The organism is Brevibacillus thermoruber 423, from assembly GCF_000454065.1.
Classification (GTDB): Bacteria; Bacillota; Bacilli; order Brevibacillales; family Brevibacillaceae; genus Brevibacillus; species Brevibacillus thermoruber.
In genome coordinates, this window is sequence record NZ_ATNE01000001.1 from 609,373 (window position 1) to 634,536 (window position 25,164).

Annotated in this window: 22 protein-coding genes; 7 read left to right on the forward strand and 15 right to left on the reverse strand. The window is 60.5% G+C overall.

Going from position 1 to position 25,164, the window contains the following annotated elements:
- Window positions 1-55 precede the first annotated feature (55 nt).
- Complete coding sequence (locus M516_RS0102905) at window positions 56-940, forward strand: LysR family transcriptional regulator (RefSeq protein WP_029097799.1); 885 nt, start codon at window positions 56-58, stop codon at window positions 938-940.
- Between the two features lie 10 nt (window positions 941-950).
- Here the strand turns inward: M516_RS0102905 and M516_RS25410 are convergent, their stop codons facing one another.
- The 4 genes from M516_RS25410 to M516_RS0102925 all read right to left on the reverse strand — a co-directional run bounded on the left by M516_RS25410 (window position 951) and on the right by M516_RS0102925 (window position 5,133).
- A complete protein-coding gene (locus tag M516_RS25410) occupies window positions 951-1,127 on the reverse strand; it encodes a hypothetical protein (protein WP_193746936.1) in 177 nt (58 codons plus the stop codon).
- 74 nt (window positions 1,128-1,201) lie between these two features.
- The gene (locus M516_RS0102915; protein WP_029097800.1) at window positions 1,202-2,530 is read right to left on the reverse strand and encodes a GntP family permease; all 1,329 of its coding nucleotides are present in this window, start codon (window positions 2,528-2,530) and stop codon (window positions 1,202-1,204) included.
- A gap of 15 nt (window positions 2,531-2,545) precedes the next feature.
- Window positions 2,546-4,102: a gluconokinase gene (gntK, locus tag M516_RS0102920; RefSeq protein WP_029097801.1), complete on the reverse strand. Its 1,557-nt coding sequence runs from the start codon at window positions 4,100-4,102 to the stop codon at window positions 2,546-2,548.
- A gap of 161 nt (window positions 4,103-4,263) precedes the next feature.
- Window positions 4,264-5,133: a MurR/RpiR family transcriptional regulator gene (locus tag M516_RS0102925; protein WP_029097802.1), complete on the reverse strand. Its 870-nt coding sequence runs from the start codon at window positions 5,131-5,133 to the stop codon at window positions 4,264-4,266.
- Between the two features lie 181 nt (window positions 5,134-5,314).
- Here M516_RS0102925 and gnd point away from each other — a divergent pair, with 181 nt between their 5' ends.
- A complete protein-coding gene (gene gnd, locus M516_RS0102930) occupies window positions 5,315-6,211 on the forward strand; it encodes a phosphogluconate dehydrogenase (NAD(+)-dependent, decarboxylating) (protein WP_029097803.1) in 897 nt (298 codons plus the stop codon).
- A 171-nt stretch (window positions 6,212-6,382) separates the two neighbouring features.
- Here gnd and M516_RS0102935 read toward each other — a convergent pair whose 3' ends face one another.
- Complete coding sequence (locus M516_RS0102935; RefSeq protein WP_029097804.1) at window positions 6,383-6,826, reverse strand: 2-thiouracil desulfurase family protein; 444 nt, start codon at window positions 6,824-6,826, stop codon at window positions 6,383-6,385.
- 105 nt (window positions 6,827-6,931) lie between these two features.
- Window positions 6,932-7,867 carry a type I pantothenate kinase gene (gene coaA, locus M516_RS0102940; RefSeq protein ID WP_029097805.1) on the reverse strand — a complete coding sequence of 312 codons (936 nt, stop codon included), beginning with the start codon at window positions 7,865-7,867 and terminating at the stop codon, window positions 6,932-6,934.
- A 227-nt stretch (window positions 7,868-8,094) separates the two neighbouring features.
- Here coaA and M516_RS0102945 point away from each other — a divergent pair, with 227 nt between their 5' ends.
- Complete coding sequence (locus M516_RS0102945) at window positions 8,095-10,647, forward strand: CoA-disulfide reductase (RefSeq protein WP_029097806.1); 2,553 nt, start codon at window positions 8,095-8,097, stop codon at window positions 10,645-10,647.
- Window positions 10,648-10,692: 45 nt separating this feature from the next.
- Here M516_RS0102945 and M516_RS0102950 read toward each other — a convergent pair whose 3' ends face one another.
- The 6 genes from M516_RS0102950 to M516_RS0102980 form a co-directional block, all read right to left on the reverse strand.
- Window positions 10,693-11,151: a Dps family protein gene (locus tag M516_RS0102950; protein ID WP_029097807.1), complete on the reverse strand. Its 459-nt coding sequence runs from the start codon at window positions 11,149-11,151 to the stop codon at window positions 10,693-10,695.
- Window positions 11,152-11,408: 257 nt separating this feature from the next.
- On the reverse strand, window positions 11,409-12,341 hold the full coding sequence (locus M516_RS0102960) for a S66 peptidase family protein (RefSeq protein WP_029097808.1): 933 nt from the start codon (window positions 12,339-12,341) through the stop codon (window positions 11,409-11,411).
- A gap of 22 nt (window positions 12,342-12,363) precedes the next feature.
- Window positions 12,364-14,010 (reverse strand): peptide ABC transporter substrate-binding protein, encoded by a 1,647-nt coding sequence (locus M516_RS0102965; protein WP_029097809.1) that lies wholly within the window; start codon window positions 14,008-14,010, stop codon window positions 12,364-12,366.
- Between the two features lie 78 nt (window positions 14,011-14,088).
- Window positions 14,089-14,316 (reverse strand): hypothetical protein, encoded by a 228-nt coding sequence (locus tag M516_RS0102970; protein WP_029097810.1) that lies wholly within the window; start codon window positions 14,314-14,316, stop codon window positions 14,089-14,091.
- Entirely contained in the window at window positions 14,303-14,989 is a 687-nt protein-coding gene (locus M516_RS0102975) for a response regulator (protein ID WP_029097811.1), read from the reverse strand. Before M516_RS0102975 ends, M516_RS0102970 begins: the two co-directional genes overlap by 14 nt.
- Entirely contained in the window at window positions 14,990-16,549 is a 1,560-nt protein-coding gene (locus tag M516_RS0102980; protein WP_044898303.1) for an ATP-binding protein, read from the reverse strand. It lies immediately after the preceding gene.
- 127 nt (window positions 16,550-16,676) lie between these two features.
- Between M516_RS0102980 and M516_RS0102985 the strand changes: the two genes are divergently transcribed.
- Entirely contained in the window at window positions 16,677-17,726 is a 1,050-nt protein-coding gene (locus M516_RS0102985) for a DctP family TRAP transporter solute-binding subunit (protein ID WP_029097813.1), read from the forward strand.
- A gap of 129 nt (window positions 17,727-17,855) precedes the next feature.
- Here the strand turns inward: M516_RS0102985 and M516_RS0102990 are convergent, their stop codons facing one another.
- Both M516_RS0102990 and M516_RS0102995 read right to left on the reverse strand, forming a co-directional pair.
- Window positions 17,856-18,236, reverse strand: coding sequence for an ArsR/SmtB family transcription factor (locus M516_RS0102990; RefSeq protein ID WP_035288605.1), 381 nt, complete (start codon window positions 18,234-18,236; stop codon window positions 17,856-17,858).
- A 1-nt stretch (window position 18,237) separates the two neighbouring features.
- Entirely contained in the window at window positions 18,238-18,663 is a 426-nt protein-coding gene (locus tag M516_RS0102995; protein ID WP_029097815.1) for an SRPBCC family protein, read from the reverse strand.
- Between the two features lie 928 nt (window positions 18,664-19,591).
- Between M516_RS0102995 and M516_RS22595 the strand changes: the two genes are divergently transcribed.
- The 3 genes from M516_RS22595 (at window position 19,592) to M516_RS0103025 (ending at window position 23,975) form a co-directional block, all read left to right on the forward strand.
- Window positions 19,592-20,689: an anthranilate phosphoribosyltransferase gene (locus M516_RS22595; RefSeq protein ID WP_051188075.1), complete on the forward strand. Its 1,098-nt coding sequence runs from the start codon at window positions 19,592-19,594 to the stop codon at window positions 20,687-20,689.
- Window positions 20,690-20,906: 217 nt separating this feature from the next.
- Entirely contained in the window at window positions 20,907-22,166 is a 1,260-nt protein-coding gene (locus M516_RS0103015; RefSeq protein ID WP_029097817.1) for a dicarboxylate/amino acid:cation symporter, read from the forward strand.
- Window positions 22,167-22,394: 228 nt separating this feature from the next.
- Entirely contained in the window at window positions 22,395-23,975 is a 1,581-nt protein-coding gene (locus tag M516_RS0103025) for a PTS sugar transporter (protein WP_029097818.1), read from the forward strand.
- Between the two features lie 129 nt (window positions 23,976-24,104).
- Here the strand turns inward: M516_RS0103025 and M516_RS0103030 are convergent, their stop codons facing one another.
- A complete protein-coding gene (locus tag M516_RS0103030; RefSeq protein ID WP_029097819.1) occupies window positions 24,105-25,091 on the reverse strand; it encodes a lipoate--protein ligase in 987 nt (328 codons plus the stop codon).
- Between the last annotated feature and the right edge of the window lie 73 nt (window positions 25,092-25,164).

Consider the following 25,164-nt stretch of genomic DNA (forward strand, 5'->3'; position numbering starts at 1 on the left):
TGATTCCATCTAGGATTCATATGAAATCGATATGAAAGCAAGGGAGGCTCGTGCGGTGGACATCCGTCAGTTGCGCTATTTTATCGCCATTGCCGAAGAAGGGCAGATTACCGGGGCCGCCAAGCGCTTGCGCATGGCCCAGCCGCCCCTCAGCCAGCAGTTGAAGCAAATGGAAGAAGAACTGGGCGTGGCGCTGGTGGAACGTGCGGGGAAACGAATCGAGCTGACGGAGGCGGGCGTCACGCTCTACCGGCAGGCGCTCAACATCGTGCACCAGATGGAGGAAGCGATCACGGAAGTGCAGGAAACCGGAGCCGGCATCCGCGGCACGCTGTCAATCGGCGTAAGCGCCCTCTCCTCCTACGGGCTGCCGGAACAGATCCGCCGGTTTCAGCAGCAGTATCCGCTGATCAGCTACAAGGTGTGGAAAGGGGATACGCAGTTGTTGAGCCAGTGGCTGGAGCGGCGGACGATCGAAGTCGCCATCGTCCGCCTGCCCCATTCGCTGTCCGGCTGCACCACCATCCCGCTGGAAGAGGAGCCGTTCGTGCTGATCGTTCCGGCCTCCTCCCCTCTGGCCGGCGCCAGCCGGATCCACATGCGGGACATCGCCGATCATCCGCTGATCATGCCCAGCGCGCCGGGGCTGGGCATCTACGAGATGCTGGTCCGGGAGTTTTCCCGGCTGGGCGTGAGCCCTCACGTCATCTGTGAATGTCCCGACATCTCGCTGATCGTCAGCATGGTGGGGGCCGGCGTGGCGGCGTCGATCGTCCCCCGCTCCGCCTGGGAGACCCAGGCCGGCGAGACGATCCGCTGTCTGGAGATTACCGGCACCTCCGTCTCCTCCTCCGCCGCCGTCGTCTGGCAGACCGGCCGCCATCTGTCCAAGGCGGCCCGCCGGTTCATCCGGATGTTTGCGCCCTCGGCCGAGGTGTAGGACGCGGCCGTCAGCGGCCGGCGGTGTAGACCCGGTTGGCGCCGTTGACCCGGACGATGCGCATCGCTTCCGCGACCTGTCGCTCCTGTTCTCCGCCGGCCTCCAGGTGCTCGATGATCGACCGGCAATCCTGGTCGCTGGTGTTCCGGTGAAACGCGAAGACACGGTCCCTGCACAGCGATGACAAAAAACATCCCCTCACGCGCGGTGAGGGGATAGCGCACGGTGCTTCCTCACTTCGGGGAAGCACCGCCTGTTTTCTCAGACGAACAGGGACAAGCCCATGATCAGGATAATGGCCGTGACGGACAGGATGGTTTCCATGACTGTCCAGGACTTCAACGTATCCTGAACGCTCATGTTGAAATATTCCTTGATCAGCCAAAAACCAGAATCGTTTACGTGGGACAGGATGAGCGATCCCGCGCCGGTGGCCAGCACCAACAGCTCCGGACTGGTTCCGGGCATTTGCTGCGCAATCGGGGCGACAATGCCCGCGGCGGTCATCATCGATACCGTCGCCGAACCGGTGGCGACGCGGATCAGCGCCGCGATGAGCCAACCGAGGAAGATCGGGGAGATGGCCGACGCTGTGGCCAGATCGGCAATGTAATCGCCCACCCCGCTGTTGAGCAGCACCTTGTTGAACGCGCCGCCTGCCCCGATCACCAGCAGAATGGTGGCCGTCGGCGCCAGGCAGTCGTTGGTGAACTTCAGAATGTCGTCCTTGGTGAATCCGCGGGCAAAGCCCAGCGTCCAGAACGAGATCACGGTGGCAATCAGCAGGGACGTGATCGGGCTGCCGATGAAGTCAGCCCACACGCGAACCGTGTGTTCCTTCGGCAGCGTGATGTCCGCGATGGTCGCCCCCAGCATCAGGATGACCGGCAGCAAAATCGTAAACACGGTGACGCCAAAGCCGGGCAGTTCGCGGTCCTGCTTCGGTTCCGCCAACTGCGCCGCCAGCTCCGAGGAGATGCTGGTCTTGATCCGTTTGCCGATCCAGCTTCCGTAGAGGGGACCGGCGACGATGGCGGACGGGAGGGCGACCAGGATGGAGTAAAAAATCGTTTTGCCCACGTCCGCATGAAAAATATCGACGGCCGCCATCGCCGCCGGATGGGGAGGAACAATCCCGTGCACGATGGACAGCCCCGCAATCAGCGGGATGCCAATCTTCAACAGGGACATTCCCGTTTGACGGGCGATGGTGAAGACCAGCGGAATCAGCAGCACAAAGCCTACCTGAAAGAAAACGGGAACCCCGACGATAAACGCCACGAACATCATCGCCCAGTGGACGTTCTTTTCGCCGAACAGGTTGATCAGCGTGCGGGCAATCCGCTCCGCGCCGCCGGACTCCGCCATCATTTTCCCCAGCATGGTGCCCAGCGCGAGCACGATGGCGATGAATCCAAGCGTACCGCCCATCCCTTCCTTGATGGAATCGACGATTTTGTCGAGCGGCATCCCCGAGGCAATCCCGACAAAACCGGAAACGATCAACAGGGTAATGAACGGGTTTACCTTGAATCGGGTGATCAGAATGAGCAGGATGATAATAGCCAGCAAGGTGATGACTAACGGCATGGTGACCCCTCCTTTTTATCGCGTGTGCTGCGAAGTTCTCGACCGTTGTTGAAAGTCGGCGATGAGCTTGTACTCCTCAAGCAGGTTGAGATAGACCCGCTCGTAGATGTAAAACAACTCCAAATAGGTGCCGGAACGCTCCAGGTCCGGCTCGTGGCGGTGAGCAATGCGCAGGAGGCCGTTCACCTCGGACAGGTCGCGGATGGCGCCGACGGCATGCATCGCCAGCACGGCCGCTCCCAGACTGGAGCTTTCGTGGGTTTCCGGGATCAATACCTCATACCCAAACATGTCCGCCATGATTTGCCGCCACTCCCTGGAGCGGGCAAAGCCGCCGGACGCGCGAATCTCCCGGGCCCCTCCGGCCAAGTCGCGAAGGGCGATCCCCACGCTGTACACACTGAACAAAATCCCTTCCAGCACGGCGCGGATAAAGTGCTGCCGCTTGTGGTGCAGGCCGATTCCGAAAAACGACCCGCGCGCCTGCGGGTTCCAGTAGGGCGCCCGCTCCCCGGACAAAAACGGCAGGAACAGCAGGCCTTCCGCCCCGGCCGGCACGTCCTGGGCCGCCTGAATCATCACGTCGTACGGATCGACGCCCAATTCCTTCGCCTTTTCCACCTCGGGCCAGCTAAACTCATCGCGGAACCAGCGCAGCATCAATCCCCCGTTGTTGGTCGGCCCGCCGATCACCCAGTGCTTGTCGGTCAAGACGTAACAAAACGTTCGTCCCTTCTGATCCGTGATTGGTTCCGGCACAACGGTCCGCACAGCGCCGCTCGTGCCGATGGTGATCGCCACCTGCCCCGGCTCGATCGCGCCGACGCCCAGGTTGGCCAGCACCCCGTCACTTGCCCCCACGACAAAAGGCGTGTCGGGATCGATGCCGATCTCGTCCGCATAGCGCTTGTCCAGGCCGCGCAGCACGTGTGTGGTCGGGACGGGCTCGCTCAACTGCTGCGCGGAGATGCCGGCGACGCGCAGCGCCTCCTCGTCCCAATCAAGCCGCTTCAGATTGAACAGCCCCGTGGCCGACGCGATGGAATAATCGACCACGAATTGACCAAAGAGCCGATAAATCACATACTCCTTGATCGAGAGAAACTTGGCCGCCCTGCGGAACGTGTCGGGGTCCTTCTCCCTCATCCAGATCAGTTTGGTCAGAGGAGACATCGGATGGATCGGCGTCCCGGTGGCCAGGTAGATCCGGTGGCCGGTGCCGTCCCGTTTCAAGCGCTCCGTCTGCTCCACGCTGCGGTTGTCCGCCCAGATGATGACGTTGGTCAGCGGATTGCCGCTGGCGTCCACGGCGATCAGGCTGTGCATGGCCGTGCTGAACCCGATGCCGGCTATTTCCGACCGCTGCGCCCCGGCCTGGGCAATCGCCTGGCGGAGCGCTTGTATGACCGCGGCAAAAATCGCGTCCGGCTCCTGTTCCGCCCACGAAGGCTGCGGAACGAGCAGCGGATAATCGACATTCCCCGTTCCCTTGATCGAACCGGAGCGCGTGAACACAATCGCCTTTGTGCTGGTTGTGCCGATGTCCAGTCCGATAAAATACGTTTCGTTCATTATGGTCTCACCCTTCATGTGTATCCGCTTTCAAGATGGTCAAGGTGATTATATCGAAATTTTTTTCTTTTGTTAATACATGAGAAAAAAATTTATTTCAAAAAGTGCATCTCCACGCTTTCCGCCACCAATAGTATCCCCAAGAAAAAAAACGCCCGTGGTCAGAGGCGTTTTAAGGAAATGGCTTCCCGGATATGCTGGATGTTCTCGACCGTTTGCGCTTCCCGGCGGAGGGAAACCGCCACGTACAGGAGGTCGATCAGGAAAAGCTGGGCCAGGCGGGAAGAGAGCGCTTCCGTGCGGAAAACCGTCTCGCGCGAGGTCGTATACAGGCAGCAGTCCGCCAGTTTTACCAGCGGCGATTTGCCGTAGCTGGTGATGCCGATCGTTTTCGCTCCGGCGTCCTTCGCCACGCGCAGCGCTTCCAGGATGTCCTTGTTCGAACCGGAGTGGGAAATCCCCACAACCACGTCCCCTTCCTGCAAGAGGGAGGCCGACATCACCTGATAGTGGGCATCGGAGTGATGAATACAGGGGATCCCGGTACGCATGAACTTGTGATAGGCGTCCTGGGCGATGGCGGCCGATCCGCCGGACCCGTAGAATTCAATGCGTTTGGCGCCCGCCAGCCAATCGATGATGGTGGACAATTCGTCGCGGTTGAGAATGTGCAGCGTATCGCGCAGCGTTTCCATGTTTGCGGCGAAAATGTTGCCGGCTATGGAAAGGACGTCGTCATCCTCCAGGTTGATTTCCTGGTAAATCGCCTGCTTGGGGTTCGTCACTTCGCTTGCCAGCGCAATCTTGAACGCCTGGTACCCCCGAAAACCCAACCGCCGACAGAGGCGAAAGACGGTCGCATCAGCGCATTCGCATAACTCGGACAGCTCGGTAATGGACAAATGGACAATGTCGCTCGCATGCTCCAGGATGTAGCCGGCCACCTGCTGCTCTTTGCTGCTGAGCTGCGAATAAACGGCGCGCAGTTTGGCGAGAACGCTTTCGGAAACACGCGGTGTGGAATCGGGCAAACAACATGCACCTCTCAATCATGTCTTTCTGGTTCACATTATAGGCAATGTCCGGGACGAAGTCATTTTGAAAAAAATTTTCTTCATTTGTGATGAAACACGAATATTTTTGTCATATAATACAGCTAAGTCAGATCCCGCGAGTTTGACAACCTGGATACTAAGGAGTGTTTCGATAGCAATGCGATTAGCGATGATTGGATTAGGCAAAATGGGATACAATCTCACCCTGAACTTGCTCTCCCACCGGCACGAGGTCGTCGCTTATGACGTCGACCCCGCCCCTGCCGCTGAACTGGGCAGGCACGGAGCGATTCCCGCCGCTTCGGTCGAAGAGGCGGTCGCGAAACTGTCTGCGCCGCGTATCGTGTGGCTGATGGTGCCGGCGGGGAACATCGTGGACAAGCTGATTGAACAGCTGTCCGGCCTTCTGTCCCCTGGCGACATTGTGATCGACGGCGGAAATTCCCACTACAAGCAGTCGGTTGAGCGGTATCACACGCTCAAGCAAAAGGGCATCCATTTCCTCGATGTCGGCACAAGCGGCGGAATGGAAGGGGCACGGAACGGTGCCTGCATGATGATTGGCGGGGACAAGGAGGCGTTTGCCCACATCGAACCGCTGGTAAAGGATATTACCGTTGACAACGGCTACCTGTACGCGGGGGAAGCAGGCAGCGGACACTTCCTGAAAATGGTGCACAACGGCATCGAGTACGGCATGATGCAGGCGATCGGCGAGGGCTTTGAAGTGCTGGAGAAGAGCAGCTACACGTTTGACTTCGCCGAAGTGGCGCGCGTCTGGGCCAACGGCTCCGTCATCCGCGGGTGGCTGATGGATTTGACCGAACGGGCCTTCCGCAAAGACGCGAAGCTGGACAGCATTCGCGGCGTCATGCACTCCTCCGGCGAAGGCAAATGGACGTTGGAGACGGCGCTGGACCTGCAGGTGGCGACGCCGGTGATCGCGATGTCCCTCTTGATGCGCTACCGCTCGCTGGAGGAAGACACCTTCCACGGCAAAGTGGTGGCTGCCCTGCGAAATGAATTTGGCGGGCACGCCGTGGAAACGAAATAGAAAACCGCCAGGCCCGAGGTGCTGCCTCGGGCCTGTTTGCATGGCTTCGCGCGGTTCGCCGCCTCCCCCTTTCCCCCGCTCCTTTCAATGGCTCCGTCCGCGCATCGGGCGGCAGGACCAGAGCCGCCGGCGTTTCAGGGATGGCGGGAGAGAGCCCGCCGCTATCTCCTTTTATTTCGTCTGCTCCGATTGGACCGCGATTCCGCTGCGGATCAGCAGCGCGGCGGTCACGCCCACTCCGGCCGTTTTGTTGCCGGAGAACGTTCCGTCGTAGACGAACGAGCTGCCGCAGGAGGGACTGTTCTCCTTCAGCACGGCGGAGGTGGCCCCCACCGCCTGTGCCAGCCTGAGCGCCTGCCGGGCCCCGGCGAGAAACTCGGCCGTCACGTCGCGGCCGGTCCGGTCGATCACCCGGGCCCGGCTGTCCAGGACGTCAAAGCCGTCGCCGCCGACGATCTCCGCCGGCGGGCGCGGCGTCGGCAGACCGCCCAACTGCTCGGGACAGACGGGAATCGCCTTTCCTTCCTTGAGCAGCGCCTCGGTTTCCGCGTCCAGACAGGCGCGCTGGTCATACCGGCACTGGCAGCCGATCAGACAGGCACTGACGATTTTCACTCTTACCAGATCCTTTCCTCGAGGATTTCGAACCAGGGCTGTCCGCACCGACCGCAAACGTCCGCCAGCCGGACTGTCCTCTTTGCGTTCGGGGATTCACCGGGGTTACAGCCTGCGGAGCTTTACGCTCTGGACCATGTGATCCGGCCCCTTTTCCAAAATCAGTTGGGCGCGTCCCCGCGTCGGCAGGATGTTTTTCCGCAGGTTGATGCCGTTGATCTCCGTCCAGATGCTCGTGGCCACCGCCGTCGCCTCTTCGTCGGTGAGGTTGGCGTAGCGGCGGAAGTAGGAAGCCGGGTTGGAGAAGGCCGTCTCGCGCAGCAGCTTGAACCGCTCCACGTACCACTTCATGATGTCCTCTTCGCGCGCGTCGACGTAAATGGAGAAATCGAAAAAGTCGGAGACGAAGACTTCCGTCACGCGGCGCTGTTTTTCGTCCACCGGCGTCTGCAGGACATTGAGCCCCTCCACGATCAAGATGTCCGGTTCGCGCACCACCTGCCACTCGCCGGGCACGATGTCGTACACCAGATGGGAGTAGACGGGGGCGGCCACTTCCGGCACGCCGGACTTGACGTCGGACAGAAACGACACCAGCCGTTTGGTGTTGTAGCTTTCGGGAAACCCTTTGCGCTTCATCAGGCCGCGCTCTTCGAGGACGCGGTTGGGGTAGAGAAAGCCGTCCGTGGTCACCAGGTCCACTTTGGGATGGTTGGGCCAGCGGGATAAAAGCGTTTGCAAAATGCGGGCGGTTGTGCTCTTGCCGACCGCTACGCTGCCGGCGATGCCGATGATGAACGGCACCTTCTTGTCCTGCTTGCCGAGGAATGTATGCGTGGCATGATACAGTTCCTGGGTGGCCCCCACATACAGGTTCAACAGCCGGGAGAGCGGCAGGTAGATGTCCGCCACTTCCGACAGGGAGAGCTTTTCGTTCAACCCCTGCAGACAGGCCAACTCTTCGTCTGATATGGTAAGCGGCGTGGAAGCCCGCAGTCCTCTCCACTGCTCGCGACTGAAAGTCATGTAAGGAGATGCCATGGGAACCGTACATCCTTTCTCGTTCATGTCCTGTAAAATGTTCCACAATAGTGTACCACCTGTGGCCGCTTCTTGGGAACACGTGAGGTGCGTCTCTTGACAAGAATGGTGCAGACGATTCATAATACCCACATAGGTATATACCCCCATAGGTATAAAGAAACGTTGCCTGATCCAGATCGAACGCCCGGCGTTTGCCGAGCGAAAACGAACCGGAGGGACTGCACATGGAGAGAAAAATCGTGATTGTCGGCGGCGTGGCCGGCGGCGCGACCGCAGCCGCCCGCCTGCGCCGTCTGAATGAAACGGATCGGATTGTGATGGTGGAGCGCGGCGAACACATTTCGTTCGCCAACTGCGGCCTGCCATACTACATCGGCGGAGCGATCCGCGAGCGGGGCAAGCTGTTTGTCCAGACGGCGGAGAGAATGAGCCGGCGGTTTGCCCTCGACATCCGCACCCAGAGCGAAGTGACGCGGATCAACCGGGCGGCCAAAACGGTGACGATCCGCAACCTGCAGACGGGCGAGACGTACGAGGAGGACTACGACATCCTGGTGCTGGCACCCGGCGCCAAGCCGATCGTCCCCGACTGGCCCGGCATCCAGGAGGCGGAAGCCCTGTTTACGCTGCGGAACATCCCCGACACGGACAGAATCAAGGCATACGTGGACAATGCCCGCCCGCAGCATGCGGTCGTGATCGGCGGCGGATTCATCGGCGTGGAAATGGCGGAAAACCTGCGGGAGCGCGGTGTCGCCGTGACGCTGGTGGAGCTGGGCAATCAGGTGCTGGCGCCGCTTGACTTCGAAATGGCTGCCATCGTGCAGGAGCATATGCGGGCGAACGGCGTGGAACTCGTCCTGGGAGATGCCGTCCAAGCCCTGGCGGACAAGGGGCGGCGCATCCTGCTGCAAAGCGGCCGCGAGCTGACCGCCGACATGATCGTGCTGGCCATCGGCGTGCAGCCGGAAAGCGAGCTGGCCAAAGAGGCGGGACTGGAGCTGGGCGTGCGCGGCGCGATCAAGGTGTCCCCCACGCTGCAGACGAGCGATCCCAGCATCTACGCCATCGGTGACGCCATCGAGGTGCACGACCTGGTGAACGGACAGCCGACGGTGGTGCCGCTCGCCTGGGGAGCCAACCGGCAGGGGCGGCTGGTGGCCGACCGCATCAACGGCATGGACGTCTCCTACCGGGGCGCGCTGGGAACGGCCATCGTCAAAGTCTTTTCCCTGACGGCCGCCGTCGTCGGCAACAACGAAAAGACGCTGAAAAAATGGGGCATCCCCTACGAGACGGTCCACATCCACCCCAATTCCCACGCCGGGTACTACCCGGGCGCAGCCCAATTGTCGCTCAAGCTGCTGTTTGACCGCAGCACGGGCCGCATCCTCGGCGCCCAGGCGGTCGGGGCGGACGGCGTCGACAAGCGCATCGACGTGATCGCCACGGCGATGAAGGCCGGTCTTACCGTGCGGGACCTGCCCGATCTGGAGCTCTGCTACGCCCCGCCGTACTCGTCGGCCAAAGATCCCGTCAACCTGGCCGGGTACGTCGCCTCCAACATCGTCGACGGGCTGGCCGAAACCGTTCAATGGCACGAAATCGACCAAATTGTGGCGGACGGCGGCCTGCTGATCGACGTGCGCGAACCGATCGAGCGGGAGGCGGGCTTTGTGCCGGGCTCGATCAACATTCCGCTGGATCAACTGCGGGATCGGCTGGCGGACATCCCGCGCGATCGGCCGGTGTACGTCTCCTGCCAGGTGGGGCTGAGAGGCTACCTGGCCGCCCGGATCCTGGCCCAGCACGGGTACCGGGTGAAAAACCTGGACGGGGGCTACAAGACCTATTCGTATGCCGCCCGGGAAAAATCGCGGCCGCCGCGCGACCCTGACGGCACAGGGGCGGCCGGGGACCGGCAGGCCGACACACGGCCGGCGGATCGTCCCGCAGGGGGTCATTCCGCGGAAGCGCACCCATCCGCCCACGTCACCATCGACGCCTGCGGACTGCAGTGCCCCGGGCCGATCATGCAGGTGTTTCAGGCGATACAGCAGATGAATCCGGGTGAAGTGCTGGCCGTCTCCGCCACCGATCCGGGCTTTGGCAAAGACATCGCCGCCTGGTGCGAAAAGACCGGCCACGTCCTGCTCCATTCCGAGCTGGACAAAAACGTCTGCACCGCCTACATCCGCAAAGGCGGCGCCGCAAAAGAAGCGGCCGCTCTGCAGGCAGCTTCGGCGAAGGAGGCGAACCCCGGCGTGTCAGACGCGTCTCCCGCTGGCGTCTCGGCCGTCCCGTCCAAAAACGGCGCCACCCTGATCGTGTTCAGCGGCGACCTGGACAAGGCGATCGCTTCGTTTATCATTGCCTCGGGGGCCGCAGCGATGGGGAAACGCGTGACCATGTTCTTTACCTTCTGGGGCCTGAACATCTTGCGGAAGCAGGGCGCGTCCGCGTCCGGCAAACAGCCGTTGGAGAAAATGCTGGGGGCGATGATGCCCAAAGGACCGCACGATCTGCCCTTGTCCAAAATGAACATGGGCGGTCTCGGCGCGAAGATGATCCGCTACGTCATGGAACAGAAAAACGTCGACTCCCTGGAGACACTGATGCGCAACGCGCAGGCGGCCGGCGTCAAGCTGGTGGCCTGCACGATGAGCATGGAGATCATGGGCATCAAGCCGGAAGAGCTGATCGACGGCGTCGAATTCGCCGGTGTCGCCAGCTACCTGGGCGACGCCGAAGACGCCGGCATCAACCTGTTTGTCTAAACAAAATCCCCCCGGGGCCTTTTCGTTCGGCCCAGGGGGGATTTTTCACGGCTGCCTGCCGAGAAACGCCTGCAGCATCCAGACGTGCTTTTGCAGGCTGGTGCTGATCTCCAGAAACATGTCGCTGGTCGCCTGGTCGTTTGCCTGTTCGGCGATGGACATGCCCTCCTCCAGCTCGCGGATCACCTGCTGGAAGTCGGCGGCCACCGCCTGGACCATTTGTTCCGCAGTCTCCCCGCCCGCCGCTTCGCGCAGGGTCGACTGCTCCAGACAGGCTTTCATCGTCGAGGCCGGCTGTCCGCCGATGGCCAGCAGCCGCTCCGCCAGTTCGTCCACGTAGCCGGCCGCCTCGTTGTACAGTTCCTCAAACTTTTCGTGAAGCGTGAAAAAGTGGGGTCCTGTCACATACCAGTGGTAGTGGTGCAGTTTTATGTACAGGACGCTCCAGTTGGCAATCTGCTTGTTCAACACGTCTGTCAGGGAACGGATTTTCACTTCTGTCACAGCAGGGCTCATCCGTCGTCGCTTCATCCTTTCCTCGCATGATGATGGTACAGAACGATGTTAGTATTTCGCTGTGAGCCGCTGTTTATTCCCTCGCAGACGCTGCGGCCGTTCCCTTTCACCGCGGCGCTTTTTCCTCCAAAGCGCCGTGGCCGTTTTCCCCGCGTGCGGAGATGTAAAGGGGGGCGGACGCCGCGATCATCTGTCCGTCCCTGCCGGCGATCCGGCCCGCCGCCAGACCGCCTCCTTGTCCGGTTTCACCGGACGACCGCCTCCTCGACGATCAGCCGGCAGCCTGTCGCGTCAAGATAGGCCTGCACGCCGAACGGCAGGGCGGCGTTGTTGTCGCCGTGGCCTGCCTGCAGATTCCAGATCATCGGCTTTTGATACGGCGCGACGATGTTGGAAAAGACGTCGAGGACGGTAAAGCCTTCCCGCTTTTTCGGCTGGCAGTTGGTCCACGTGCCGAGGATGACCCCGGCACACTCCGCAAACGTGCCGGCCAGCGCCAACTGGGTCAGCATGCGGTCCACCCGGTACGGCTCCTCGTCCACATCCTCCAGGAAGAGCAGCTTGCCTTTCGCCTCCACCTGGAAGGGCGTGCCCGCCAGCGCCGCCACCAGCGAGAGATTGCCTCCGACGATCTCGCCGCACGCCTCTCCTTCCACCAGGCAGACGATCTCCTCCCCCGGCGGGTTGACGATCTCGCCCAGCGGCTCGGGGCTGGTCATGGCGCGCAGCAGGCATTCCCGCGTATACGCGTTGGTCCCGCTGAGCAGTCCGGGAGATGCGTTGGGACCGTGCAGGGTTGCCAATCCCGCCTGCTGCCGGAGCGCCGTGTGCAGTGCGGTAATGTCGCTGTACCCGATGAACAGTTTCGGGTTTTGCCCGATCATGTCGTAGTCGAGAAGATGCAGGATTTGCGGCGAGCCGTACCCCCCGCGCAAAGCCATCACGGCGTCGATGTCGGGGTCGGCAAACATGTCGTTCAGCTCGGCCGCCCTGTGTTCGGGTGTTCCCGCCAGATAGCCGCCGCAGCTTTCATAGCAGGTTTCTCCCAGTACCACCCGGAATCCCAACGCTTCCAGATCTTCCTTGGCCTGATGTACGCTGTCGATTTCTTTCGGAGGACTTGACGGGGCGATGATCCCGATCGTATCCCCTGGTTTCAGTGCTTTTCCCTTGTTCATCCGGCATTCTCCTCGCTGTTTTTTACTCCTTGTACGCCCATTTGAAATCGATTTTGCTGAGCGGATCGATCTGCACGCCTTTGACCTTGTCGTTTTGCACCCAGGCGTTGACGTCGCTGAAAATTCCCGTCAGCGGCATCTCGTCCATTAAAAGCGTCTCGGCTTCCAGCAGAAGCTGCCTTCGCTTGGCCTCATCCGTTTCCGCGTACGACTTGTGAATCAGCTCCGTGTATGTCGGGTTGTGCCAGCGGGTAATGTTGCTGGAACTGTACTTTTCGATAAACTTCTCCAGGAAGTTGACCGGGTCGTTGTAATCAGCCGTCCAACTGGAGCGGGTGATCTCGAATTTGCCCTGCTCCTGGTCGTCCAGGTACACCTTTGTCTCCTTGTTCACCAGCTTGACGTCGACGCCCAGCACCTGTTTCCAGGTGGCCTGGAGCGCTTCGGCGATCGCCTTGTTGCGGTCCGACGTGTTGTAGAGGTAGCTGATTTCCGGCAGCTTGGTGATGCCCAGTTCCTTCATGCCCTCCGCCAGCAGCCTGCGCGCTTCTTCAGGTTGGTTATCGGCAAAGAATCCTTCCGGTTTTAGCGAGGCGGTGATCGGCGTGATGCCCATCAGCGGCGTCTGGCCGGCCTGGCCGATGTTGTCGGCAATCTCCTTCCGGTTGATCGCGTAGGCGAACGCCTTGCGTACGTTGGCATTGGTAAACGGCACCCGCTCGGCGTTGAAGCGGATGTAGTAGGAGGTGGCTTTCGGCTTGGTCTTCAACTTGCCTTCCTCCTTCAACGGCTTGACGGCATCCACCGGCAAGCTGCTGATCGGCCCACCCGCCCAGTCGAGATCGCCGTTTTGGAACAGCGCCAGCTCCGTATTGGCGTCGGAAATCATCGAGAACTCGATGCGATCCAATTTTACCGCCTCGTGATCCCAGTAGGTGTCGCTTTTCACCAGGACGAGTTTGTTTTTGTGCTCCCACCTCTCCAGCTTGAACGGTCCGTTCCCCACCAGCGTTTTCGGGTCTTTCGCCCAATGCTCGTTGGCTTCCGCCACCTTTTTGTTGATTGGCATGAGGAAGGCAGCAAGCGTCGGGAAATACGGCGTGGGATGTTCCAGCGTCACCTGCAGCGTCTTGTCGTCCAGCGCCCGGACGCCGACGTCATCCCGCTTGGCCCTGCCAGCGGCAAACGCCTGCGCGTTTTTGATGCTGTAAAACTGGTACGCGGCCTGTGAACCGGTCTTGGGATCGAGCGCATGCTTCCAGGCAAATTCGAAGTCGTGGGCCGTCACCGGATCGCCGTTGCTCCACTTGGCGTCACGCAGGGTAAACGTATAGACCGTCTTGTCCTCGGACACCTTCATGTCGGAAGCGATGGAGTAAATTGGCTGGCCGTCCTTGTCCAGACGGGTCAACCCGTCAAAAACGGCGCGGATGACGGCACCGGAAACGGTGTCTTCGGCAAAGGTCGGATCAAGTGTGGCCGGCTCCTCCAGGTTCATGCGCAGCACTTGCGGCTCGCCGGAAGCGGTGGTGCCCGCCGTGCCGGTTTTCCCGGGCTCTTGTGCCGCCCCGGTGCCGGCCGGAGTGCCGCTTCCGCCCGCGAAACACCCGCTGAGCATGCTCCCCAGCACGAACGAGACAGCGATGAGGATGGAACATCGTCGTTTCATTGTATGAACTCCCCCTGAGTATCAATTTATTTTGAATATTACAAAAATTACACCGATGGGGAAGCGAGGGTTTCATCCTCATCCCGATTCACCGGCGAACCGCTTTCGGTGCGGAACCTCCAGAAACTGTTTCTCCGCTTCCTCAAACATTTCCTGCATGACCGGGAGCACGGTCAGGAGCTTCACCTGCAGGCGGAAGGGAAGCTCGTCGATTCCATCCGGAAACAGGGGGCTCCGTCGATCATCCGTCTGCCGCTCCCCTTCGGCTGTCGCGCTGCGCTTCCCGGGTCCGTCACACCAGCACATACCGGTTGGTCGGCCGGCCGACGCCGCCGTAAGCCACGTCCCGTTTCACCCGTCCGCTCTTTTCCAGGTATTCGAGGTAGCGGCGCGCCGTCACCCGGGCGATGCCGACCCGCTCCGCCACCTCTTCCGCCGACAGCGGCTGCTTTTCCTCGCGCAGATGGCGGACAATCTGCTCCAGCGTATGCATGTGCAGCCCTTTGGGCAGCGGCTCCTCCTCCCGGGCGCTTTTCGCCGCCTTGCGGAACAAGAGCTGATCCACCTCCGCCTGGGAGACGGTGCCCTCCTGCTCCAACTGCTGGCGAAACGCCCGGTAGTTTTCCAACGCCTGCTGGATGCGCTCGAACTTGAACGGCTTGATGATGTAATCCATCGCGCCGTTGCGGAGCATCGCCTGGATCGTGGGCTTGTCCTTCGCCGCCGTGATTACGATCACGTCCACCGCCTGGTTGGCGGTGCGCAGTTTCTGCAGGGTGCGCACGCCGTCCAGCACGGGCATGAAAATGTCCATGATCACCAGATCGGGCTTCAATTGTTCCACCAGAGCCAGCCCCTCCGCTCCGTTGGAGGCCGCGCCGACCACGCGGAAGGACGGCACCCGCTCGATAAACTGCCGGTTGACTTCCTGCACCATCGGGTCGTCCTCGATGACGACCACGCGAAATGGGTTGGCCATCTACGCTTCCGCCTCCTTCATCGGAAAGGTAATCAAAAAGCTGGTGCCTTCGCCGGGCTGCGACTGGCAGCTCAGCTCGCCCCGCCCCTTCGCCACCAACTGCTGCACCAGGTAGAGGCCCAGGCCGCGGTTCTTCCCCGCCTTGGTGGAGAAGCCGCGCTCCAGCATTTGCCGCCGGGTCTCGTCATCCATGCCGATGCCGTTGTCTTCCACCAGGATGGAGCAGATGTCGTCGTCCTGCTCGATGCTGATGTAGACCTCCTTGTCGTCCCGGTCCGCCTGCTCCAGGGCGTCAAACGCGTTTTCGATCAGATTGCCGAGGATCAGCACGAAGTTGTGGTGGTCCATGTACGGCGGAAAGCGCTCCAGGTTGCTGCGCCGGTCGATGACGACGCGGATGCCCAGTTCCTTGCCTCGGCTCACCTTACCCAAGAGCAGGCCGGAAACGCTTTCATCCGCGATCTTGGCCGACAGAAACGCAGTCAGTTCTTCCTGCTGTTCACTGATTTCAAACAGGTACTGCAGCGCCTTTTCCTTCTGATTCAACTGCAGGAGTCCTGCGATCGTGTGCAGCTTGTTCATGTACTCGTGGTTTTGCACGCGAAGCGCGTCGACGAACGCCTTGACGCCGGTCAGCTCTTCCGCCATCCGCGCCACTTCGGTCCGGTCCTGGAAGATGGCGAGGGCCCCGACCACTTTCCCGTCCGTCTTGATCAGGAAGCGGTTAGACCAGATCAGCGCGCCTCCGACGTGCAGTTCGTGGTCGTAAAAGTTTTGCTGCTTCTCCAGCACTTCCGGCAGCGCGGTGTCGGGAATCACCTCGCGGATCGGCCTCCCCAGCACATCGCCTTCGATGTTGAAAATCTGCTTGGCCTTGTCGTTGAAAATGGTGATCCGCTCATGCGTGTCGATCGCGATGACGCCCTCCCGCATGGCGTGAAACGTGGCGGTGCGCTCTACCAGCATGCGGGCGAGTTCCTCCGGCTCCAGGTTGAGCATCTGCCGTTTCATGTGGCGGGCGAGCCGGTACGACCCCCAGATGCCGAACAGCAGGGAGAGAAAAAACGTGATCGCGATGTTTTCCCGCTGGTCGTAGAGGATCTGCGGGATGCTCGGCAGCAGATGGCCCACCATGACCACGCCCACCTGCTGGTGCTCGGCGTTCATGATCGGCACGTAGGCCCTGAGCGCCGTTCCCAGCTCTCCCCGCACCTTGCGGATGTAGGTGTGTTCGGCAAACGCCTCCTCCGCGTCTTTGCCGAGAAAGACGGTGCCGATGCGCTCGTCCAGCGGATCGGAATAGCGGACCCGGTTCATGTCCATGACCACCACGTACGTCACGTCGTTGACGATGCGGATCCGCCGCGCCGTCGGAGCGATGATCCGCCAGCCGTCCGGCTCCTGGATGCTTTTCTGGATCAGCGGGATTTCCGCCACCGTCCGCGCCGTGGTCATCAGCCGCTGTCCCAACTCCGCTTCGGTCAGGCGAATGATGCTGCCCATGATGATGATGCCGCCGATCAAGAGGGAAAAGAGCACGATGCCGACCGACAGCAGCATGATCTTCCACTTAATTTTCAGACGTTTGAACAGGTGTGTTCTTCCTTTCCGGGGGGTTTGCCTGCTACCATATATTTTGGTACAGTACGTGGAGCAAATCAACTGATCATAGAGCAGGTGTCGGCCCATGAGATCGTTCGCAAGCATTGTCGTGTTCGTCCTGCTCGGCCTGCTCAGCGCCGTGATCATCGGCTTTCGCAGCGACCTGCCGTTTGCGGCGCTGGGGTACGACGAGGAGCAGGAAGGGCTGAACGAGCGAATCATCATCAAGTTCAGCCATGTGGTGGCGGAAAATACGCCCAAGGGCCTGGCCGTGGAACGCTTTTCCCAACTGGTCAAGGAAAAGACGAACGGCCGGGTGGAAGTGCAGGTGTTTCCCAACGGCATCCTCCACTCCGACAAGACGGAGATGGACGCGCTGCAGCGCGGCGACATCCAGATGATCGCCCCCGCCTTTTCCAATCTGGCCAACCGGATTCCGGCGTGGTCGGTGCTGGATCTGCCCTACGTGTTTCGCGACCAGCAGGACGTGGAGCAGGCGTTTCACGGGAAGATCGGCCGGATGCTGTTTGAGACGCTGGAGCCGCTGAACATGAAGGGGATGGCCTTTTGGAGCAACGGCTTCAAGCAGATGACCAGCCACAAGCCGATCCGCACGCCGCAGGACTTCGCCGGCCAGCGTTTCCGCATCATTCAAAGCCCCGTGCTGGAAGCGCAGTTTCGCGCGCTGGGGGCGACAGCCCAGGGGGCTCCGTTCAACGACGTCTACCGCAAGCTGGCGAACGGCGAAGTGGACGGCCAGGAAAACACCATTTCCAACATCTACAGCAAGCGTCTCTACCAGGTGCAGAAGTACATGACCGTCAGCAACCACGGCTATCTGGGCTACGCCGTGATCATCAACAAATCGTTCTGGGAGGAGCTTCCCGCCGACGTACAGCGCGTGATCGCCGAGGCGTTGGAGGAGGCGACGGCCTACAGCTACCAAATAGCCGTCTCCATGAACGAGCAGCAGTGGAAGCAGTTGACCAAAGAGAGCAGCATGGAGATACACGTGCTGACGCCGCAGGAGCAGGCCGTCTGGCGGCAGGCGCTGCAGCCGGTGTACGAGACGTTCGCCCCGGTGATCGGTCCGGCGCTGATGGACGAGATCAGCAAGCTGCACGAGCAGCGATGAACACGTCCCACCCGTTTGGCCCCAGGGAAAGGCGCCGTTTTCCCAACGAAAAAAGACAGGCTAAAACGGGGAAGGAACCGTCTTAGACTGTCTTCACAGCGGCAGGCGCAGCGCCAAATGGCTGCGCGGTTATTCCTTTTTCGTCGGCTGGACCGCTTTCAGCGAGGCTGCGGGCTCGGCGCCGTCCAATTTGCCGGACTCCACGTAGTGTTTGAGCATCGCCATCTTGTTCTCCCAAAACCGCTCGTAATACGCGAGCCACTGCTTCAATTCGAGCAGCGGTTCCGGATCAAGCCGGTAGCGCGTCTCCCGGCCGACTTTCCTCCCTTTGACCAGGCCGGCTTCGGCCAAAATGCGCAGATGTTTGGAAACGGCCGTCCGGCTCATCGGAAAGTGTCCGCTGATGACGGTGACAGACATTTCCTGATCCCCCAGCAATCTCAGCAGTTGGCGGCGCGTAGGATCAGCGATGGCCTGAAAGACGTCATGTCTGGACGGCGAAGCAGCCATGTCAGCCCTCGACATGCGCGCCCAGTTTTTGGATAAGCCCGGTCCAGCCCTGATTCATGCGGTCGCGCACGATTGTATGCGGTTCGCCGAATTCCGTAACGGTGTCGGGATTCCAGCCGGAGTGGATCAGCGTAAACTCCGTTTTCCCGCCAAGGTCTTTCAGTTCAAACGTAATGATCCAGTCTTTCCCCCAGCGAAACGAAAGACGGTTGGGGGGATCCACTTCCGTCACCTTGCAGGGGGACATGCCGAACGGACCGGCATTCAAGTGAAACGCGTGGCCGACCACAGGTTGAAAGTCGTTCGGCATGAACCATGCGGCGAGACCTTCCGCCGTGGCAACGGCTTCCCACACTTTCTGGATCGGAGCATGGAACACCTGGGTGTGTCGAATGTCCGGAAGGGTTTGCGGGGTCTTGTTCTCCATTGTCGTACCTCCTGGTATGTGTGCTTCCCTTTTTCCTGAGGGCGAACCCGATCGAGGTTCATGTTCGCGATTGGAACCCAAATGGTTTCCTTTTTGATTTTATGACACCTTTTGGTTTCATGTCAAACGCGGTACCGGGGTTCCCGTTGGTTGTTCCGCCCGATTCGTTTGTTGTCCTGCTGGTTTCCCCGTTTTTACAGTCCCCGGGTCGCCGCCGGATCGGCCTGGAATTCAGCATGTAAAAAGGACGCTCCGCAAGCAGAACGTCCACATATACCGAGAATGTCTGACCCTCAAGTACGCATCTGCTGTTGGGAAAGGTCGCTTTATCATCATCCTGTCAATACTTGACTGTCGTATAAGGAAGCGACCTTACCGGCTCTTTACGCGTTTGCCATCATCTCGATAAATTCATCAAGCGTCTCCTTGCCTCTGTATCCATGAAAAACCGTCAAGGCGCTTCGCATACTGAACAGTTCGAGTCTGCTCATACTTGCAATTGAATTCATGGAGTACCCTCCATCTCTTAGCAAAGTCATTTCGTGTGGGCAAGATGAAAACGGTTCGTGATTAATCGTGATTTTTTGATGATCGCACTGGTGGCGGCAACCCGTTCAGTCCGTCGTGCGGCTTCTCAAAAGGAAGGGCTTTCCAGTATACTAATCATGTATAACGCCATCGTCTTCGCCGTCTCGTTTCCCGTCTTCTCGCAGCGATACCGTGTCTGTCGTTCCTCTTTCCCCCCGCTGTTGCGGATGCAGGACAAACGACAGCCTCGGCCGCGGACCTTGGACGGAACGGGGAGTGGCGGCATTCTGTCTTGCGCACGCCAAAAAACATGCCGGAAGTTATGCGCATGTGCTGCGCAGACATACGATGAACGAACGCAAACAAGGGCGGATGCGGCACGATCCATGGTAGTCCGCGGATGCCGACTGATTCGGGAGAGGTGACGGACACGATGTTTGAGCTGTTGAAAGAAGTGGGACGCGGCAAACGCGGCGCAAAAGACTTGACGTACGAGCAGGCTGCAGCAGCGGCGGAGATGTTTCTCAACGGCAGCGCGACGCCCGCGCAGATGGGCGCGTTTCTGATGGCCGAGCGGATCAAAATGGAGTCGCTGGACGAATTGGCGGCGTTTGTGGAGGTGTTCCGGCGGACTGTTTCGCCCGTCTCGTTTCCGGACAGTCTCGATTGTGCCGGCCCCTACGACGGTCGGCGAAAATCGTTCATGGCCACGTTCCCTGCCGCCTTTGTGCTGGCCGCTTGCGGACAGCGGGTCACCCTGCACGGCAGTCCTTCCCTGCCGCCCAAGTGGGGCATCACGCTGACGGATGTGCTGAAGGCCGCAGGCGTGTCCGCGGATGCCGCCGACAGGCAGGCGCTTTTGTCGGCAGCCGAGCGCAGCGGCGTCTTGTTCGTCCCCACGGAAGCGTGGTGTCCCGCACTGCGCAATCTGCGGCCCCTGCGGCTGGAACTTGGCGTCCGCACCCTGTTCAACACGGTGGAAAAGCTGCTGCGGGTAGCCGACTCTCCGTACATGGCCATCGGCATCTTCCACGGCACGGTATTTGAAAAGGTGGCGGAACTGCTGCTCCGCCTCGGAGTGGAACGGGGAATCGTCGTGCAGGGCATGGAAGGTTCCGAAGACGTGTCCGCCGCCAAACCGACCCGCACCTTGATCGTGGAAAACGGCAGCTGCCGTCCCTTTGTCGTCGATCCGTCCTCGCTGGGCCTGCAGGCGGAAGCGCCGGAAACCGACTGGACGCCGGAGCTGCAATGGCAGACGGCGGAAGCGGTGCTGAACGGAACGGCGGAACCTGCCTACCGCAACACGGTGCTCGTAAACAGCGCCCTGCGGCTGTGGATCACCGGACGCGTCCCGACGTTGGATGACGGCGTGGCGGCGGCCCGCCAGGCGCTTGATTCCCAAGAGGCTTGGAACCGGTACAGACAGTGGCTGGAGGAAGCCGCAGCACCCTCCTCTTCCGCACGCGATGCGGCAGCGGGCAGTGCCGGCCGCTGACGACTGGACAGACACCGAAACCCATACAGCCCTTGGCTTGCCGGACCGGCAGGCCAAGGGCCTTTTGCTGGCCCCTGATCCGCGCTCCGTGTTGTCCGTGACCAAAAAGACCAAAACAACCAATATGACCGTATCGTTTCCAATATTCCATCAATTCTTTAGAATGCAAATACAGAGAATGTAAAGCGCTTTCATCATACGGAAAGGAAGGGGACTTATGCGGATCAATTTTAAAAACCTGACCGTGCAGGTCGTGATCGCCATTATCCTCGGGATTATCGTCGGCCATTATGCGCCCAAGTTCGGGTCTGATCTGAAAGTGTTGGCCGACGTGTTCGTCAAGTTGATCAAGATGGTGATCCCGCCGATCGTCTTCTTCACCGTCGTCAACGGCATCGCCGGCATGGGCGACATGAAGAAGGTGGGGAAAATCGGCGGCAAGGCGCTGATTTATTTTGAAATCGTTACCACGATCGCGCTCGCCATCGGCCTCCTGGTGGTCAACATCATCAAGCCGGGCGTCGGCTTCGACAAGACCGGCCTCAGCGGCGCCGACATCTCCAAGTACACCAAGGCGGCCGAGGAAACCAGCCACGGCTTTATCGACTTCTTCGTCGGAATCATTCCGGACAACGTCGTCAACGCCATGGCCAAAGGCGAACTGCTGCCCATCCTGTTTTTCGCCGTCCTGTTCGGCCTGTCTCTCGCAGCCTTGGGCTCCGCCGCCCAGCCGGTGATCAACCTGTTTGACAAGCTGGCGCACGGGTTCTTCGGCGTCGTCAACATGATCATGAAAGTCTCCCCGCTCGCGGCATTCGGGGCGATGGCCTACACCATCGGCACCTTCGGCATCGACTCCCTGAAGAGACTGGGCCTGCTGATGGGTTCGGTCTACATCACGATGTTCCTGTTCATCGTCGTGGTGCTGGGGCTGATTGCCCGCTTCTACAACTTCAGCATCTTCTCGTTCATCAAATACATTCGCGAAGAAATCCTGCTGGTGCTTGGCACGTCGTCGTCCGAATCGGCACTGCCCCGCATGATGGAGCGCCTGGAAAAATACGGCTGTTCCAAATCGGTCGTCGGTCTGGTCGTGCCGACCGGCTACTCGTTCAACCTGGACGGCACGTCCATTTATCTCTCCATGGCGGCCCTGTTCATCGCGCAGGCGTACGGCGTCGACCTGTCCATCTGGCAGCAGTTGACCCTGCTCGGCGTCTTGATGCTCACGTCCAAAGGGGCGGCCGGCGTCACCGGCTCCGGCTTCATCACCCTGGCGGCAACGCTGGCCGCGTTCCCGATGATCCCGGTCGAGGGCATCGCGCTCCTGCTCGGCGTCGACCGCTTCATGTCGGAAGCGCGCGCCATCACCAACCTGATCGGCAACGGCGTGGCTGCGGTAGTCATCGCCAAGCACGAAAACGAGTTTCATCCGCCTGCCCCGTCGGACGGGAAATCGCCGGCCATCTCGGCGTAACGGCGGCCACACCACACCTCTTTTGACGGGTCTGGACAGCAACACGTTTTTCCCGGATGTGAACCGCGAAGTTCCATCCGGCGCTGAACCTCCCCTTACCGGGAGGTTCTTTTTCATGCATGAAACGCGCGAAAATCGGTTGAATCTTCCGGCATTCTTTTATAAAGTAATCCTATATCACTTTACCAAAGGAAAGCAGCAGCAAAGAAAACGGGAGGACATTTTGGGATGAAAACGATCGCGATCCTCGGGAGCAGCGGGGGAAACTTGTACAATCTGGGCGGAAAAGAGCCGGACAAGCTGCTGGAAGAAATCGCCGTACAGGCGGCAGCGGCCGGCCTGCGCATTCGGGCGGTGCAGTTCATCGCCGCCCAAGGGTCCATGGACATGGCGGGCAGCGACACCGGCGCCTCGGTATTCGGATGGGACGGCGAGGCGCCCGCCGTGCTTTTCGCCGGCACGCTGGAGGCGTGCAACCGGCATGTGCGGGAACTGGATGAACAGATCGCTGCCGACATCCGGCGGGGTGAGATTGACGGCCTGATCCTGATGAGCGCGGACCCGGACGGGGCGAACCGGCTGGCGATTGAGGCGGCTGTTGAACGGGGCGTTCCGATCGTCGGAACGGGCGGCACGTCAATGGCCCTGGTCAGCGCGAAAGGGGCCAACGTGATCGCCTCCTCCGGCACGACGGGAACCACCAACCGGACGAGGGCGGTCAGCTTCGTCGCCGCTTTGAGCAAACACTGGGGGATCAACTACCGCCCGGTGATCGGAACGACCGGAAAGAGCGGCGCCATCCCGGACGGACAGCCGTGGAAGCGGATCAACGTCAGAGGGATCATGATGGCGTCGCTTCCCGGCTTTATCGCCATGGCGGTCATTCTCGCGCTGGGCAAGGTTCCCGGCCTGGAGGCGCTGCAGGGTGTCTTCGACCTGCTGATCAAGGCGCTTCCCGTCGTCGTCGCGGCGGTGGCCGCCAAGCAGGTGGCCGAGATGGAGGAAGTCTCCGTCGTCGCCGGTGTCCTGGCGGGCGTTCTGTCCGTGGACGGCGGGATCATCGGCGGCATGATCGGCGGCATCGGCGCCGGGGTTCTCGTCCATCTGCTGTTTCGCACGTGCGTCGAATGGCGCTTCCCGGCGACGACGGTCAACATTATCGCCGGCGGCGTGTCGGGGCTGGCGGCCGGCCTGGCCGTCCACTTCCTGTTCGCCCCCGTCGCCCTGCAGGCGGGGGAACTGATCAAGGTGCTGATCGAAAGCGCGGTGGGCTACAGTCCCGTTCTCGCCGGACTGATTGCCGGTCTCCTGATCTGGCCGGCGATCCTCGGCGGCGTCTACCATGCCGCCATCCTGCCAATCGTCCTTTTGGAAATGGAGAAAACGGGGAACAGCTTCCTGGGCGCCGTCGACATGGTCGGGCTGGTTATGGTGTCCGCGGGAATCACGCTGGCCAACATCGTCTCGCCGCGGGAAAAGAGCGAAGCGGCGGTGGCCGCCCCCGGCTTTTTGATCAACATGGGCTTCGGCACGTTTGTGGAGGCCGCCTACCCGTTCATGTTTGCCAACCGCATCGTCTTTGCCGGGGCCATCGGCTCCGCCGGGTTGGCCGGCATGCTGGCAGGCATGTTCGGCGTCAGGGGAACGGCGTATGTCCCCTCCGTCGTGGCCCCTTTGCTGTCCAACAACATCGCCGGATTTGCCATTGCCATGGCCGGCGGGCTCGTCAGTTCGTTCCTGGTTACGCTGGTGGCAAACAAGATCGCGAAACGATCGATGGGAAAAACAAACGAGCAGGCGTCGGCGTGATTCCCGCCGGCCCCCTGGCCTCCCGTGTCGCGGCCTTTCCCCAAACCCGCCGCAGCACAAACCCTCTCGTCCCCCTTTTCACGAGGGAGGAGAGGGTTTCTTTGCCTTGTAACCTTTCGAATGGTTTCGCTAGAAAAACAGGGACAGCAGCTCCTCGCGCGACCATTTTCCGAAAAACGGCTCGATGTCGATGCGAGCGAGCACATCCGCCACCGCCTGCTTGTCGTACGGCACACCGCGAAGCATGGCCTCGATTTCGGACACGTCCCTCATTCCGAAGAAGTCCCCGTAGATTTTGGCTTCCTTGATGCGCCCCTTCTCGATCTCCAACCGCACCTCCACCGTCCCGATGTCAAACCGGCGGGACTGCCGGAAATTGCTTTTCGGCGATTTGCCGTAATTCCACTCCCAACTCTGGTAGCGGGAGCGGGACAGCTCGTGGATGTTCGCCCAATCCTCGTCGGTGAGCGGATATTCCTCCACCGGTTTGCCGTCGAAGATGAAGGCGAGCAGCGCCTGCTTGAATTCCTCGATCGTCATCGTGCGCGGCAGAAATTCCGTGATGTTGGCGACCCGGCTGCGAATCGACTTGATCCCTTTCGACTGGATTTTCTGGGGATTCACGTTCAGCGCGGAGACGACGCGCTCCAGGTCGGAGTCAAACAGCAGCGTGCCGTGGCTGAACATGCGTCCTTTGGCGGCGTACTGGGCGTTGCCGGAAATTTTCCGCTCGCCCACCTGGATGTCGTTGCGGCCCGTCAGCTCCGCGTCGACGCCCATCTGGCGCAGAGCGCGAACGACCGGATCGGTAAACTTGCGGAAGTTGTGAAAGGACTCCCCGTCGTCATTGGTAATAAAACTGAAGTTGAGGTTGCCAAGGTCGTGATAGACGGCGCCGCCTCCCGACAGCCGGCGCACCACGTGAATCCGGTGTTCGTTGACGTAGTCGACATTGATCTCTTCGATCGTATTCTGGTTTTTCCCAATGATGATGGACGGTTCGTTAATGTAAAACAGCAGGTAGTCTTCGTTGGCGGGCAGGTGCTTTAAGGCGTATTCCTCGATCGCCAGGTTGATGCGGGGATCGGTGATTCCTCGATTGTCAATGAATTTCATGCGCTTTCCTCCTTTGCAGACCTGATGTCTGTTGGCTTGTCCGATCAAATGTTGACGGACACGCCTCTTGCTT